The organism is Pseudomonas sp. GW821-FHT09A09 (genome assembly GCF_059418405.1).
In genome coordinates, this window is record NZ_JBWKPU010000018.1 from 60,702 (window position 1) to 76,627 (window position 15,926).

Sequence of the window (15,926 nt, forward strand, 5' to 3'; positions counted from 1 at the left end):
GGCGCGGAATATAGCACAAATTTTGACCAATTCCGACGGCAATGGTCGGCTTTTAAAGACAATAATAAGTACCGCCTGAACGGGTCTCCCAATGCCTAGAGTCGCTCGATTCTTTTTTCGAGCGACGACCATGGCGACTCCTGCCACCCACGCCCCCAGCGTTATACCGTCCAGTGAATACTGGAGCGAGCTTCAGGCCCTGAATGTCATTGAAGGTAACCTGAACACCTTCATGGGCAAACTCACCCCGGCACAGCAACAAGACTACCTGCGTCTATGCAAGGAACACATCAGGCATGAAACAACCCTGAGCCTGGCAATCAACAGTTTCTATAGTGACCTCAACCGACAAATGCTGGAGTCACTGGAAACCGCACTCCGGCTCAAGACCGGCAAAACGATAAATGCGCGTACCACTTATCTGAAAACACGTGTTCGGCAACTGCCAATTCCTGCAAGCGATTTACCGGAGATTGACGACAACGACGCGTTGAGCCAGCACGTTCAGATGTTCAAAGAAGACCTCGCCGTTCGTGAGTACGAAAGGTCCATGACGTTGCTGGAAGCGGCACAGCGCAACTTCGGCTTTACCGCTTACTTTTCGACAGAAGAACAGAACGCCAGCTACATCAGCGACAATAGCCTTAACGTGTCCGAATTTGTTGAGGTTGCGCGGCAAACCGACCTGGGCAGACAAGTCACCGATTTCATTGAACAGAACTACACAGCACGGTTATCTGCCCCGCTGTTCTCCTTGCACGCCACCAAACTGTCGCTGGCCCTGCATGACGCCTGCCGCACAACGCAGCCATGGGGCATCGACGCGCAGGAATTCAACCGCCTCAATCGGCAACTGTCCGATAACACCTTCAACTGGAGTACCTACCAGATCGATGCAGGCGGTGAAAAAATCACCCTGCCGTTCTTTACCCGACGCTTTGAGCCCCCCCAGGGCACACGGGTTTACAGCTATTTCCCCGACCGCCCAAACGGCGCGTTTCGTCGTCATTTTTCCGTGGCCGACGCCGTGGAAGGCTTGCAGCTGCAATTGCGCAATCACGTGAACCTGGAAACGTTCAATTGGTTTATCAAAACCCTTTCGCTGAACAACCAGGAAAAGCTCAGAACGTTCATCAAGCCGCTCACCGTCAACCGCGATAAGCTTTACTGGCACGCACGCCTTTTCTACGACCTGTTCACCAGCAAAACCCCAAACCGGGAAAAATTGCTGATCGAACCCTACGGTGTGGCACCGCACTCATTGATGCACACGCTGGCGATCAGCCTGTCGTGGCCAATCCAGTCCGACCTTGTACGCCTGGCCCGCAACACGCGCCTGGCCGATCGCGAGGCTGCACTGGGCTTACTCAAATATGTGGTCAGCGAAACCTTGTCGATGCTGCTGATCCCGGTACCCGGCGGCGTGACAGGCTTGAGCAGGGTCATGCTGTTCGCCACCCTTGGTACATTGACAGCCCAGACCGTAGAGGCAGTGAGCGCCTTGCGCCAGGGGCGCCAGGCCGAGCTGATCCAGGCGGTAAGCGATATCTTCGATCTGGTGGTCAGCGCACGCCTTCAAGGTGTGGGCGCTCGCTTGTCACAACACCGGAACCGGCAGTTGATGCACACCCTGGGTTCGCCCAAAGCAGGCATGCAGGGTGCTGGCAGCCCGGGGTTGTGGTTCATGCAGGCCTATACCCAGGTTGATCCCAAAACCCTGGAGGGTCTCGAAGCGAACGAGCAAGGGCTGTTCGAGCGCGCCGGCCAGCACTTCATCAAAATCAGTGTCGAAGGCCAGGACAAGGTGGCCAGGGTTGCACGGGACAGTGTCTCAGGACGCTATCGCCTGACCCATCAGACCGCCGCTTTCGAGCCGTTTGTCACTTACCACCCACAGCACAAACGCTGGACGCTGGACCCTATCGACACGCAGCCACTCAGCGACCATCAGCTCCTGCAACGGATACTGGCCCCAACCGAACAGGCTCTGTCACTGGACGGCTGTCGCAGGGCACTGGATGTGGCAGGCATTGATCGCCGGCAATTGCTGAATGCCTGGGCAGGCCATGAAACACCCCGCTGGACGTTCACCCAAGCCATCGAGGAACAGTATCTGCGCGAGCAAATCCGGTTGCTGCACAGCGCACTCCAACAGCCGGACACGCGCCTACCGGCGATCGCCGATCAACTGTTGCCTGCACTGCTGGCCGACATCAGCCGTTGCGACCTCGCTATTTATCAACTTGACGGCACCACGCTGATCACCCGGCATTCACCTGTGCTCGCCGTCAACGAACGGGCTGCACCGGTGATCGAACTGCTGCAGACCGGCGACGGCGACTATCGCACGCGAGCGCCTACCTCCCCCCCTGACACACTGCTGCATCTGGCAGTAAAGGAATACGAGCGACTGAACCCCGGCGCAACCCTGGGCAAAACCGGGATCAACGCTCAGGACCAGCACCTGGCCAATCGCCTGTTGGAGGTGCGTAAAACACTGGGCGAGCACCTTGGCCAACATCTTGACGAGGTGTTTCACGCGCTGTGGCGCGGTCTGCCGCGCGGGCAACTGGCCGTAAGCAATGGTGCCCGACGGTTCGCACCGACAGACAGACCCATCGAGCAGTCGGTGAGCCACACGTTGCGGCGCCGCTTCCCTGACCTTTCCCGCAGCGCAGCGGATGAGCTGGCGCGCCTGCATCCTTCATTGACCGCTGGCGACTACTCCCCCATCGACGCGCCCGCTCGCGCCGCAATCCATGCGCACGTGAGAGAGAGTCGCGTGGTCCAGGCACTGGGCGCCTTGAGCGATTCGGCTGGCATCGGCCTTGATCAGCACAGCGAAGCCTTGTTCTGTCATTTGCTGCCATTGCTGCCGAACTGGCCGACCAACCTTGCGATCCAGGTTTACCTGCCGACCTATAATCACGCCGGCCACGTGACCGGGCGCGGCCTTTTATTGGACACCTACGGCCATCCGGATTCGGACACGTTTGTGATGCTGGTCAAAGATGGCCGCAAGTACGCCGGCTACCTGCAAGACAGCGGCGATGTGCAACTGCCGCCCGCCACTGAAAACAGCCTGGTCAGTGCCACCCTTCGCACCCTCACTGACGCGCAACGCAACAGCCTGGGCAGGGGCATCTATGATCGCGCTGGATTAGTCACGGATGTCATGCAACAAGCACGCGTACATCGTGACTATCTACCTGACGTCCTGCCGCCTTCCCCACAGCTGCCTCTTTCCAGCCAAACACTGGCCGATTGGCGCGCCTTTGACACGCACCAAGTCGCACAACTGCCCGATGTCGACGGCATTTACACAATCGCCGGTCGAAAATACGTCAATGTTGATCAGAAAGCCTATCAAGTAATGCTCGACCTTGATGCCTCGACTGTCGATAACAAGGTCTGGCGCATTGTTAAACCTCAAGATCCGGTGGCGCTGGAGAGCGAGAATATTTACCGTGCCAGCCGCAGCGGCGAGACCCGTGCTATCACGCGCAATACTGCCAATTTGTGGGTCACGGCACTCGTTGGTGCCCTCGGCGGAATGCGCCGCACTGCACAGCGGCATGACATCAAGGCCTTCTTGATGCAACGTTATGAGCCCATTCGGACGGCCTTCAACGGCTTGGTTTCTTCTGGTACACGGTTTGACGAACTATTGGCACTGGCGCAAAAACACCCTGAAGGCAGCGATGCCGAAACGGCCGCACTGGTAGCGCTTGAAGTGCACACTATCAGGCACACACGCCTGCAGGAGAGCTATGTCAACTCGCTGATTGAACACAAGGACTGGTTGGTACTGCTCAAGACAGGAGGCCTGTACAAGGAAGAACTGGTGGAGCAACAGACCCTCCGAGTCGACTTCCTGAACAAGCTCATGGTCATCATGGACCTGCGTGGTCGCCAGGTTGTCGAGCAAGACATCACCGCTGAGACGTGCAAGAAGGTCCTGGCCCACATGAACAAAAAACTCGAAATTCTGCAAATGCGCAAGGAGGTGATCGAACAGATCCGCAAACTGTCACGCAGCGATGCCGAGAAAATGGACCGCATCAATGCTGGCCTTCCCGATGAAAACAAGGTGCAAGTCACGCGTTTCAACGTGCTGAACCGCCTGCTCACCGACAATCCCAAGGCCCCTCCTACCATCGGGATCGATACCGCCATGGCCATTCATTGGGTGACGGAGGACCTGCCGAATATCCCCGAACGCTCCCAGCCCGTGGCGTTGCGCCTGGCGCTGGAGCAGATCGCGGTGGAGAAACCCGACTATGTGGCACTGCTGGGTACGGTTTCCCCGGAACGGATCGCATCGGTCAACGGCATCCTCGCGATCATCGACACCTATGAAACCCAACTGGAAAACCGTATTACCCAACTGCATGAAAAACTGGCGAGCAATCAGGAGTTACCGGCCTACGATCAGGACATCGATTTTGATTTTATCCCGGCGCAACCTGCTGAAGCCCCCGGGCCGGCCACTGTCCGGAAGATGTTTCGCACACGGCGCAACGGTGCCTACAAAGTCATGGTGGGCATCAAGGAAACCGCAGCGGATGGCAGCGTGACGGTAACCGTGGATGATCCGTTCAAGCTGGACACAGCACGCCGCTATGAGAAAAAGGCCGGCGAATGGCAACTCGTGGAGGTCGCTCTCAGCCCGCCGGCCAAACCCTTGCTGGCAGGACAAGCCGACGCCCTGCTGGCAAAAGTGGATGACCATGTGGCACTGGCGCGAGCCAACGAACGTAAAAAACACTACCCGACCAATATCTACGAGTTTTTGAGCAGCAAGGCCAACCAGCTGAGCGAACTGGCGCATAAACTTGAGGGCTCGGACGTAGACAGCGACAGGATCGCGCGCTTGAAGGCGGGCAGTAACCGTTTGATGACGGAAGGTCGCGACCTGCTAATCCGCATGTACAAGAACAAAGACGTGCTCAATGTACAGCGTCTGGATTATCTGCTCGACAATGCCCAGCTCAGGGTTGTCAAAACACTGAACCGCAAACCGCTGGGCAAGGGTAATGAGCGCTCATATCTGGATGTGTATGGGATCAACGACGCCGCCGACAATACGCCGCTATGGGAAGCACATTTCCATTACGACCGCCTTGATCGCCCGGCGCTGGACTACATGATCAAAGGCGGCCATTTGAAAACTCTGGCGCAAGGCCGACAGGGCAGCGACTTTCAGCAACGCGAGGAGCAAGCGGGGCGTGCTCATCAAGCCATTTGGCGTGAAGCAATCAGCTTGAAAGTTGCACAAAAGCTGTTTGAACGCGTGCCGTAGGCGTGACGGTTACTCGTCGTCATCGAAGTTATAACTGCCCGGTGCAAGGTTTTCGAAGCGGGTGTATTTGCCAATGAACGCCAGGCGGATGAAACCGATCGGGCCGTTCCGCTGCTTGCCGATGATGATCTCGGCAATGCCTTTGTGTTCCGTTTCGGGGTGGTACACCTCGTCGCGGTACACGAACATGATCACGTCGGCGTCCTGCTCGATCGCACCCGATTCCCGCAAGTCGGAGTTCACCGGACGCTTGTTGGGACGTTGTTCCAGGGAGCGGTTGAGCTGGGACAGCGCCACCACCGGGCAGTTGAATTCCTTGGCCAGGGCCTTGAGGGACCGGGAGATCTCGGAAATCTCGTTGGTGCGGTTGTCACCACTGGAACCCGGGATCTGCATCAACTGCAGGTAGTCGATCATGATCAGGGCGATGTCGCCGTGCTCACGCACCAGGCGGCGGGTACGCGCGCGCATCTCGGAGGGGCTGATGCCCGCCGTGTCATCGATGAACAGCTTGCGGTCGTTGAGCAGGTTGACCGCCGAGGTCAGGCGCGGCCAGTCGTCGTCTTCGAGTTGGCCGGAACGGACCTTGGTCTGGTCGATACGACCCAGGGACGACAGCATCCGCATGATCAGCGATTCACCTGGCATCTCCAGGGAGTACACCAGCACGGCCTTGTCGCTGCGCAACACGGCGTTTTCCACCAGGTTCATCGCAAAGGTGGTCTTACCCATGGACGGACGGCCGGCGACGATGATCAAGTCGGCGGGTTGCAGGCCGCTGGTCTTCTCGTCGAGGTCGGTGTAGCCGGTGGAAATACCGGTGATGGCCGCGTCGGTGTTAAACAGCGTGTCAATGCGGTCGATGGCCTTGGTCAACAGCTCGTTGACGCCCACCGGGCCGCCGGTTTTCGGGCGGGCTTCGGCGATCTGGAAGATCTGGCGCTCGGCTTCGTCGAGGATCTCTTCGGCGGTGCGCCCTTCCGGGTTGAAGGCACTGTCGGCGATCTCGGTGCTGATGCCGATCAGCTGGCGCAGCGTGGCCCGCTGGCGCACGATCTGGGCATAGGCCTTGATGTTGGCGACGGACGGCGTGTTTTTCGCCAGCTCGCCGAGGTAGCCCAGGCCGCCGACCTGGGAGGTCTGGCCTTCCTTGTCCAGCTGTTCGGCCAGGGTCACCACGTCGATGGGTGAGTTCTGGTCGGCCAGCTTGGCGATGGCGCGGAAGATCAGGCGGTGGTCATGGCGATAGAAATCACCGTCCGAGACTTGATCCAGCACGCGCTCCCAGGCGTTGTTGTCCAGCATCAAGCCACCGAGCACGGCTTGTTCGGCCTCGATGGAATGCGGCGGCACCTTCAGGGCAGCGGTTTGCAGATCGTATTGCTCAGGAGCTGAAATATCGTTCATGGCCACTTGGAATTTGGGGTTTGTAGAAAAACAAAAGGCACGACCTGTAAACAGGATCGTGCCCGATGTTAACCGCCTGGCACGCGAGGTGCCAGTCAGTTAGGTGCGGCTTAAGCTGCTACCACGACAACGCGTACGGTGGCTTCAACTTCGGCGTGCAGGTGCACGGCTACGTCGAATTCGCCTACGTTGCGGATGGTGCCGTTCGGCAGACGAACTTCGCTCTTCTGCACTTCAACGCCGGAGGCGGTCAGTGCATCAGCGATGTCGTGGGTGCCGATCGAACCGAACAGCTTGCCTTCGTCACCAGCGGTGGCAGTGATAGTCACTTCCAGCTCAGCCAGTTGGGCAGCGCGAGTTTCGGCCGAAGCTTTTTTGTCTGCTGCTGCTTTTTCCAGCTCAGCACGACGCTCTTCAAACGCAGCCAGGTTGGCAGCGGTTGCAGCGGTGGCTTTGCCGTATGGCAGCAGGTAGTTACGACCGTAGCCGGCCTTAACGTTCACTTTGTCGCCCAGGTTGCCCAGGTTGGCGACTTTTTCCAGAAGGATCAGTTGCATGTGAAAATCCTCTAACTTTTAACCTTCACCGTTCGCGTTATCGGCGTCTTTCGACGCCAGACGACCGCGAAAATCAATCAGGCCGTCGACAATGGCCAAGACCACGAGTAACGGATAGATCAGCTGCATGAACAGCAACAGCGTGACGTACAACCCCACCAGCCAGAACTTGGCAAGGCGCTTTCGCGCAACGAGCCCATGAATCAGGGCCAGCCCGGCAAACACCAGCGGTACGCTGCAAATCGGCGCCAGCAAGGCCATCTGTGGACCTAACTTCGGCCCGACAACCATGCACGCCAGCAGCAACATCGCCGGCCCCGCGGGGATCCTGATATCGCGAAACTCGCGACCAAAACCACCCGGGTTGTACAACAACGCCTGCCAATAACGCCCAAGAATCAGGCTCAGCACGCTAACGACCTGCAACAATGCCGCAATCAGGCCGGTCAGGACCGGTGCAATCAGTGACGCAAGTTGCGCTCGCTCATCTACCTCCAATTGCTGGTAGAGATCCCCGAGGGCCAGCGGCAGGATCTTGACGATCTCCTGTGCCAGCACCTCGATTTGCGGGCGGAAAGCCGCGCCAAGCATCACTGAATACACCAAACCCAATGCCACGCTGACCAGCAGCGTACGGACCCAGGACTCACTTGCGCGTAAAACCAACGCAAGGCTCGATGACCCCAGCAGTACCAGAAGTACCCGTGGATCACCAAATTGCAGCCACCAGATCAAGGCCGGCAACAATCCCAGGGCAAGAACGCCAAAGGCGTCCTTCAAACCGCGCCGCAGCAGCACAAGGCAACCTGCGGCAGCACCTAACCAATAAAGCAACGGCAATGCCGCACATCCGGCCACTACCAGAGTGGCCTGCACGCGACCGCGCATGATGAACTCAGCTAAGGCGCGCATGCATTCAATCCCTTACTACTTGTCGACTGCCCGGTCTCAGCGGCCGTGGCTGTCGGTGTAGGCCAGCAGGGCCAGGAAGCGGGCGCGCTTGATAGCGGTGGCCAGCTGACGCTGATAACGAGCTTTGGTACCGGTGATGCGGCTTGGAACGATTTTGCCGGTCTCGGATACGTAGGCTTTCAGAGTGTTGAGATCTTTGTAATCGATCTCTTTCACGTCTTCAGCGGTGAAGCGGCAGAATTTACGACGACGGAAGAAACGTGCCATTTGATAGGCTCCTTAAAAGGTCCGTGGATTACTCGTCAGCGTTATCGCTGTTGTCGCTGTCATCACCATCAACGCCTTCGGCGTCGGAGTGCTCAGGACGGTCGCGACGCTCACGGCGCTCACTGCGGTTTTCTTCAGCCTTGAGCATCTCGGATTGGCCGGTAACGGCTTCTTCGCGACGGATGACCAGGTTACGGATCACTGCATCGTTGTAGCGGAAGTTGTCTTCCAGCTCGGCCAGGGCCTTGCCAGTGCACTCAACGTTCAGCATCACGTAGTGAGCCTTGTGAACATTGTTGATTGCGTAGGCCAGTTGACGACGGCCCCAATCTTCCAGACGGTGGATTTTGCCGCCGTCTTCTTCGATCAGCTTGGTGTAACGCTCAACCATGCCGCCGACTTGCTCGCTTTGATCCGGGTGGACCAAAAAGATGATTTCGTAATGACGCATGAATGCTCCTTACGGGTTGTAGCCTGCCGCTCAAAAACGGTCAGACAAGGAGTGAATGACACTTATGGATCTTGCCGCAGGGAGGCACATAGGCGCCTGCCAGGAAGGCAAGGGGCGCAATTGTAGAGAAGGGGGAGAAAGGGCGCAAGGTGATTGGTGATTATTTGAACAATCACCTAAACACCAAAAACCATTGCAGAAGCCGGCCTTTGTGGGAGCCGGGCCTGCCCGCGATGCAGGCCTCGGTCTTTCAGCAATACTGAGGTGATGCTATCGCAGGCAAGCCAGCTCCCACACAAGCCGGCTCCTACAGGTTGAGGCAGTTATTTCTTCGGCTTGGCCTTGGCGCCACGCTGGCGCTGGGCTTCGAACAGGCACACGCCGGTGGCGACCGACACGTTGAGGCTGCTGACGCTACCGGCCATCGGCAGGTGCACCAGGTAGTCGCAATGCTCACGGGTCAGGCGGCGCATGCCTTTGCCTTCGGCCCCCATGATCAGGATGGTTGGGCCGGTGAGGTCCTGGTCATAAATGCTGACCTCAGCCTCCCCCGCCGTGCCCACAACCCACAGGCCGCGCTGCTGGAGTTTTTCCAGGGTGCGCGCCAGGTTGGTCACGGCCACCAGCGGAATCACCTCCGCCGCGCCACAGGCCACTTTACGCACCACGGGCGTCAGCGTGGCAGACTTGTCTTTTGGCACGATGACCGCCAGCGCACCAGCAGCATCCGCCGAACGCAGGCAGGCGCCGAGGTTGTGCGGGTCGGTCACACCGTCCAGCACCAGCAGCAGCGGCGAGCCTTCGGTACGGTCGAGCAGCTCGTCGAGCATCGCCTCGCCCCAGACCTGGCTCGGGCTGACATCCGCCACCACGCCCTGGTGGACGCCTTCGACCCACACATCCATCTCGCGGCGCTCGGCCTGGCCGATGGCAACCTTGTTTTGGGTGGCCAACTCGACCAGCGCCTGTACGCGCGGCTCGCTGCGACCTTCTGCCAACCACACCTGCTTGACGCGCTTAGGGTGGTGACGCAGCAGTGCTTCTACGGCGTGGACGCCGTAGATTTTTTCCAGACTCATGACTTGGCCTTAGGTTTGCGCGACCCGCCGCTCTTGGCAGGGGCCGAACCCGCTTTGGGCGGGCCTTTACGGTGTTTACTTGGCTTGCTCGACGGTTTTTCCGACCCGTGGGACTTTCCCCCAGACGCCGCTTTACCACCGCTTTTGGCTTCGTTGAGCAACTGCTGCTTCAACTCGCGGCTCTTGCGCACTTCGGCATTTTTTGCCGCAGCGTCGCTTGGGCGGTAGGCTTCAGGGGCCTTGTCCTTGGCAGAAGAACGGCGAGCCGGCTTGGCTGGCGCAGGCTCGGTGGCTGCTGCTTTCGCAGGCGCATCTTTGCCTTTGGCGGCCGGCGTCGCGGTTTTGCTGCCGCGGTTTTTACGGTTGCCAGGCGATTCGGCCGGCTTGTCGGACATGCCGAAGTCGATCTTGCGTTCGTCGAGGTCGACGCGCATGACCTGTACTTCCACCGTGTCGCCCAAACGGAAGCTGCGACCAGTACGCTCGCCCGCCAGGCGGTGATGCACAGGGTCGAAGTGGTAGTAGTCACCCGGCAAGGCGGTGACGTGCACCAGGCCTTCGACGTAGATATCGGTCAATTCAACGAAAAGACCAAAGCCGGTCACGGCTGTGATCACGCCCGGGAACGACTCGCCCACGCGGTCTTTCATGAACTCGCATTTGAGCCAGTTCACCACGTCGCGGGTGGCTTCGTCGGCGCGGCGCTCGCTCATCGAGCACTGCTCGCCCAACTGCTCCAGGGCCGCTTCGTCGTACGGATAGATCCGCGCCTTCGGAATGGTCATGGCACCGGCGCGCTTGACGTGCGGGGTGTTCTGCTTGGAGTGGATCACACTGCGGATGGCGCGGTGCGTGAGCAGGTCCGGGTAACGGCGGATCGGCGAGGTGAAGTGGGTGTACGCCTCGTAATTCAGGCCGAAGTGGCCCTGGTTATCCGCGCTGTACACCGCCTGGCTCAGGGAGCGCAGCATGACGGTCTGGATCACGTGGTAATCCGGACGGTCCTTGATGCTGGCCAGCAGAGCCTGGTAATCCTTCGGCGTCGGGCCGTCCTTGCCTTTGTGCAGGGACAGGCCGAGCTCGCCGAGGAACGCACGCAGTTTTTCCAGGCGCTCCGGCGGCGGGCCGTCGTGCACGCGGTACAACGCAGGAATCTCGTGCTTTTTCAGGAATTCAGCAGTGGCCACGTTGGCGGCCAGCATGCATTCCTCGATCAGCTTGTGCGCGTCGTTGCGCGTAGTCGGGGTGATCGCGGCGATCTTGCGCTCGGAACCGAAGACGATCCGGGTTTCCTGGGTTTCAAAATCGATCGCGCCACGGGTGTGACGGGCGCCCAGCAACACCTTGTACAGCGCATACAGCTGCTTGAGGTGCGGCACCACGCCAGCGTATTCGCCACGCAAAGCCTTGGCTTCGCTGGTCTTCGGCGCTTCCAGGATGGTGCTGACCTTGTTGTAGGTCAGGCGTGCCTGAGAGTGAATCACCGCCTCGTAGAACTGGTAGTCGGTCATTTCGCCGGTTTTCGAGATGGTCATCTCGCACACCATGGCCAAGCGGTCGACTTTCGGGTTCAGGGAGCACAGGCCGTTGGACAATTCCTCTGGCAGCATCGGAATCACGCGCTCGGGGAAGTACACCGAGTTGCCACGCACCTGAGCCTCGGCATCCAGCGCTGAACCGATCTTCACATAGCTGGAGACGTCGGCAATCGCCACGTACAACTTCCAGCCACCGGAGAACAGGCGCAGCTTGCCTGGCTTGGCTTCGCAGTAAACGGCGTCGTCGAAGTCGCGGGCGTCTTCACCGTCGATGGTGACGAACGGCAGATGGCGCAGGTCGATGCGCTTCTCTTTGTCCTTCTCTTCCACTTCAGGCTTGAGCTTGCGGGCTTCTTTGACGACAGCTTCAGGCCAAACGTGCGGGATATCGTAGGTGCGCAGCGCCACATCGATTTCCATGCCTGGCGCCATGTAGTTGCCGACCACTTCGATCACGTCACCCTGCGGCTGGAAGCGCGGGGTTGGCCAATGGGTGATTTTCACCTCGACGAACTGACCGATCTTGGCGTTGGCGTTGCGGCCCGGGGTGATCAGCACTTCCTGCTGCACCTTGGGGTTATCCGGCACGACAAAACCAATGCCACCTTCTTCGAAGTAACGACCGACGATGGTCTCGTGACCACGGGACACCACTTCGACGATCACGCCTTCACGGCGACCGCGACGGTCGAGGCCGGACACGCGTGCCAGGGCGCGGTCACCGTCGAACACCAGGCGCATTTGCGCGGGGCTCATGAACAGGTCGTCACTGCCATCGTCCGGGATCAGGAAGCCGAAGCCGTCACGGTGACCGGCGATGCGGCCCAGGATCAGGTCGAGCTTATCCACGGGCGCGTAAGTGCCACGGCGGGTGTAGATCAGTTGTGCATCGCGCTCCATGGCGCGCAGGCGGCGGCGCAGCGCTTCGAGTTGGTCTTCGGTGGTCAGACCGAATTCTTCAACCAGCTGCTCGCGGCTAGCAGGCGAACCCCGATCGGCGAGATGCGCCAGGATCAGTTCGCGGCTAGGAATAGGGTTTTCATATTTTTCCGCTTCACGAGCGGCCTCGGGATCGAGGGACTGCCAATCGGCCATTAGAGAGTTTTCACCTTGTCTATATGCGGGTTAGTTTGGCATACGCGTATTGAAACGGGAAATTTCAGGCATCAACAAGCGTTTAAAAGCCCTTTCCGGCCCCCGCAGTACACCTTGCATGACCACTGGCGAAAAATTCCAGGCTTTTTTCATGGCAGGGGTTTACAGCTCAAAATCCCCTCCGTATAGTGCGCGCCATCGACGACGGCAACGTTGTTGATGCTGCCCAGGTGGTGAAATTGGTAGACACGCCAGCTTCAGGTGCTGGTGATCGCAAGGTCGTGGAAGTTCGAGTCTTCTCCTGGGCACCAATTTCAAACTCAAGGTTATGCCTTGAGTCTCCAAAAACCCGCGAAAGCGGGTTTTTGCGTTTCAGGCCTTTGATTCTTAACGAGATTTTTGATTTATATTTTCGAATCAGGGGTTTACAGATCAAAAAGCCCTCCGTATAGTTCGCTCCATCAACAGCGCAAACGTTGTTGATAAGCCCAGGTGGTGAAATTGGTAGACACGCCAGCTTCAGGTGCTGGTGACCTTACGGTCGTGGAAGTTCGAGTCTTCTCCTGGGCACCAAATTCAGATCAAACCCGCGAAAGCGGGTTTTTTCGTTTCCGGGGTTTGAAAACTTACTCCCCTATTCCCTCCTCGTCCGCACCTGAGAAACTTTATCGTTTATCCTTGCAACGATTTGTTGCACTCAAGTGAGGAAAACCCCGGATGATGATCCGCGATACCCGTCTCAAGACATCCCTTCTGCGTGGCCTGACCATCACTCTGCTCGGCCTGACCCTGCTCTCTCCTACCGCCCACTCCGCCGACAAAGTCTCCCTGACCTTGTACAACGGCCAGCATAAAGAAGTCGGCGACGAGCTCGCCAAGGCCTTCGAAGCCAAGACCGGCATTCACGTCAACGTGCGCAAAGGCAGCAGCAACCAGCTGGCCAGCCAAGTCGTTGAAGAAGGCGACCGCTCCCCTGCCGACGTGATCTACACCGAAGAATCACCGCCTCTGAACAAACTCGGCGAGCAAGGCCTGCTGGCCAAGATCGACGCCAGCACCCTCGACGTGCTGCCCAAGGATTACGTAGGTGCCAACGGCGACTGGATGGGCGTGACCGCACGCACCCGCGTCGTGGCCTTCAACCCCAAACTGATCGCTGAAAAAGACCTGCCCAAGTCAGTACTGGATTTCGCCGGCCCCGAGTGGCAAGGCAAGGTCGGCTTCGTGCCCACCAGCGGCGCCTTCCAGGAACAGGCCGTGGCCATCATCAAGCTGCACGGCCGCGAAGCTGCCGAGGAATGGCTGACCGGCCTGCGTGCATTCGGCAAGGTGTACAGCAACAACATGGTCGCCCTCAAAGCCGTGGAAAACGGCGAAGTGGCCACCGTGCTGGTGAACAACTACTACTGGTTCGCCCTGAAGAAAGAAAAAACCAAGCTGGACTCCCAACTGCACTACTTCACCGACGGCGATGTCGGCGGCCTGATCACCGTGTCGTCCGCCGCCGCGCTCAAATCCAGCAAGCACCCCAAGGAAGCTCAGCAATTGCTGGCATTCATGGCCAGCGAAGAAGGCCAGCGCGTGATCACCAACACCTCGGCCGAATACCCGTTGCGCAAGGGCATGGAATCCAACCGTGGCCTCAAGCCGTTCAGCGAACTGCAACCGCCGAAAGTCACCCCGGCGGACCTTGGCAATGCTGAAGAGGCCCTGGACCTGGAACGTGACGTTGGCTTGAACTGATGAACCCATCGTTGACCGCCCCCACCCTGCGTGGGGGCTTGAGCCCCAGGCGCAAGCGCCCGTCGATCTGGCTGCTACTGCCGGTACTGTTGCTGGTAGGCCTCAGCCTGCTGCCGCTGGTGTATGTCGGGCTCAAGGCATGGCAAGCCGGCTGGACGCAGGCGCTGCATCTGTTGTGGCGGCCATATGTCTTCGGGCTGCTGCGTAACACCTTGGCGCTGATGGTCGGCGTCACAGTGACCTGCGGTGTGATCGGCCTGTCACTGGCCTGGCTGCTGGAACGCAGCAACCTGCCGGGGCGACGCATCTGGGGTGTGATTCTGTGCCTGCCGTTTGCGGTGCCCGCATTTGTCAGCAGCTTTACCTGGGTGTCGCTCAGCGCGAATTTCGAAGGCCTGGGCGGCGCGATCCTGGTGATGAGCCTGTCCAAATACCCGCTGGTGTTTCTGCCGGTGGCAGCGACATTGCGCAATCTTGATCCCTCCCTGGAAGAATCGGCCCGCACCCTGGGGCTGAATCGCTGGGGCGTATTTTTCCGCATTACGCTGCCACTGCTGTGGCCTTCGCTACTGGCCGGAGCGCTGCTGATCGCGTTGCACATGCTGGTGGAATTCGGCGCCCTGTCGATCATCGGCCTGCAGACCTTCACCACGGCGATCTACCAGCAGTTCGAACTGGAATTCAGCAATGCCAACGCCGCAATGCTGTCGGCGGTATTGCTGGTGATGTGCTTGACGCTGCTGTGGCTGGAGCTGCGCGTGCGCGGCAAAGGCCGACACGTGCGCATCGGCCAGGGCGCGGCGCGGCACGCCGAACAAGTACGGCTGGGCAAGTGGGCGCCGCTGGGGCAACTCTTTTGTCTGGTGCTGGCAATCATCGGCAGCGGGATTCCGCTGGGGATGCTCGGTTACTGGTTAGCCGTGGGTTCGTCAGCAGCATTTCCGGTAGCCGAAATTGGCGAGGCATTGCTGTCGTCACTCGCGCTGTCCCTGGGCGGCGCGGCGTTGTGCCTGGTATTGGCGGTACCCGTCGGGCTGCTGGTGGTGCGCTATAAAGGCCAGTTGGCGATCTGGGCCGAACGCCTGCCTTACCTGCTGCACGCCCTGCCCGGCCTGGTGATTGCACTGACGCTGGTGTATTTCGCCCTGCATTATGTACCGGCGCTGTATCAGACGTCGGCACTGCTGTTAATCGCGTATGCGCTGCTGTTTTTGCCGCTGGCCCAGGCACCGATTCGCACGGCACTGAACAAGGCCGCGCCACAATTGGAAGAAGCGGCACGTACACTGGGAGCATCGTCATTCAGTGCGTTCTGCCGGGTGACGCTGCCAATTATCTTCCCGGCGCTGGGCGCTGCATTTGCACTGGTGTTTCTGGATGCGATGAAGGAATTGACTGCCACCTTGCTGTTGAGTCCGACGGGCCTCAATACCCTGGCGACAGCGGTGTGGGCGCATACCTCGAATGTGGAGTTCGCGGCGGCGGCGCCTTATGCGGCGTTGTTGATAGTGGTGTCGGGGTTGCCGGTGTATCTGCTCACGACGCGGATGTATTTGAGCCGTTAAGACCGCTATC

General features: G+C 59.2%; 10 protein-coding genes and 2 tRNA genes. 5 read left to right on the plus strand and 7 right to left on the minus strand.

What is annotated here, in order from left to right:
* The first annotated feature begins 130 nt into the window (after positions 1–130).
* Positions 131–5,302 carry a hypothetical protein gene (locus AC07OV_RS17335; RefSeq protein ID WP_495092648.1) on the plus strand — a complete coding sequence of 1,724 codons (5,172 nt, stop codon included), beginning with the start codon at positions 131–133 and terminating at the stop codon, positions 5,300–5,302.
* Positions 5,303–5,311: 9 nt separating this feature from the next.
* Here AC07OV_RS17335 and dnaB read toward each other — a convergent pair whose 3' ends face one another.
* The 7 genes from dnaB to rnr all read right to left on the minus strand — a co-directional run bounded on the left by dnaB (position 5,312) and on the right by rnr (position 12,608).
* Entirely contained in the window at positions 5,312–6,709 is a 1,398-nt protein-coding gene (gene dnaB / locus AC07OV_RS17340; RefSeq protein WP_016972593.1) for a replicative DNA helicase, read from the minus strand.
* 110 nt (positions 6,710–6,819) lie between these two features.
* On the minus strand, positions 6,820–7,266 hold the full coding sequence (gene rplI / locus AC07OV_RS17345) for a 50S ribosomal protein L9 (RefSeq protein ID WP_003171376.1): 447 nt from the start codon (positions 7,264–7,266) through the stop codon (positions 6,820–6,822).
* Between the two features lie 18 nt (positions 7,267–7,284).
* On the minus strand, positions 7,285–8,178 hold the full coding sequence (locus AC07OV_RS17350) for a hypothetical protein (RefSeq protein ID WP_494997902.1): 894 nt from the start codon (positions 8,176–8,178) through the stop codon (positions 7,285–7,287).
* A 36-nt stretch (positions 8,179–8,214) separates the two neighbouring features.
* Positions 8,215–8,445, minus strand: a complete 231-nt coding sequence (gene rpsR / locus AC07OV_RS17355) for a 30S ribosomal protein S18 (RefSeq protein WP_002551829.1) — start codon at positions 8,443–8,445, stop codon at positions 8,215–8,217.
* Between the two features lie 28 nt (positions 8,446–8,473).
* Entirely contained in the window at positions 8,474–8,896 is a 423-nt protein-coding gene (gene rpsF / locus AC07OV_RS17360) for a 30S ribosomal protein S6 (protein WP_008035342.1), read from the minus strand.
* A 323-nt stretch (positions 8,897–9,219) separates the two neighbouring features.
* Positions 9,220–9,975, minus strand: a complete 756-nt coding sequence (gene rlmB, locus AC07OV_RS17365; RefSeq protein WP_495092649.1) for a 23S rRNA (guanosine(2251)-2'-O)-methyltransferase RlmB — start codon at positions 9,973–9,975, stop codon at positions 9,220–9,222.
* Positions 9,972–12,608: a ribonuclease R gene (gene rnr / locus AC07OV_RS17370; RefSeq protein ID WP_494997903.1), complete on the minus strand. Its 2,637-nt coding sequence runs from the start codon at positions 12,606–12,608 to the stop codon at positions 9,972–9,974. Before rnr ends, rlmB begins: the two co-directional genes overlap by 4 nt.
* Positions 12,609–12,832: 224 nt before the next feature.
* Here rnr and AC07OV_RS17375 point away from each other — a divergent pair.
* The 4 genes from AC07OV_RS17375 to AC07OV_RS17390 all read left to right on the plus strand — a co-directional run bounded on the left by AC07OV_RS17375 (position 12,833) and on the right by AC07OV_RS17390 (position 15,916).
* A tRNA-Leu gene (locus tag AC07OV_RS17375) sits at positions 12,833–12,919 on the plus strand.
* A gap of 175 nt (positions 12,920–13,094) precedes the next feature.
* A tRNA-Leu gene (locus tag AC07OV_RS17380) sits at positions 13,095–13,181 on the plus strand.
* A gap of 144 nt (positions 13,182–13,325) precedes the next feature.
* Positions 13,326–14,351 carry an iron ABC transporter substrate-binding protein gene (locus AC07OV_RS17385; protein WP_494997904.1) on the plus strand — a complete coding sequence of 342 codons (1,026 nt, stop codon included), beginning with the start codon at positions 13,326–13,328 and terminating at the stop codon, positions 14,349–14,351.
* Positions 14,351–15,916, plus strand: coding sequence for an ABC transporter permease (locus tag AC07OV_RS17390; protein ID WP_494997905.1), 1,566 nt, complete (start codon positions 14,351–14,353; stop codon positions 15,914–15,916). The genes AC07OV_RS17385 and AC07OV_RS17390 overlap by 1 nt, the downstream gene beginning before the upstream one ends.
* The last annotated feature ends 10 nt before the right edge of the window (positions 15,917–15,926 follow it).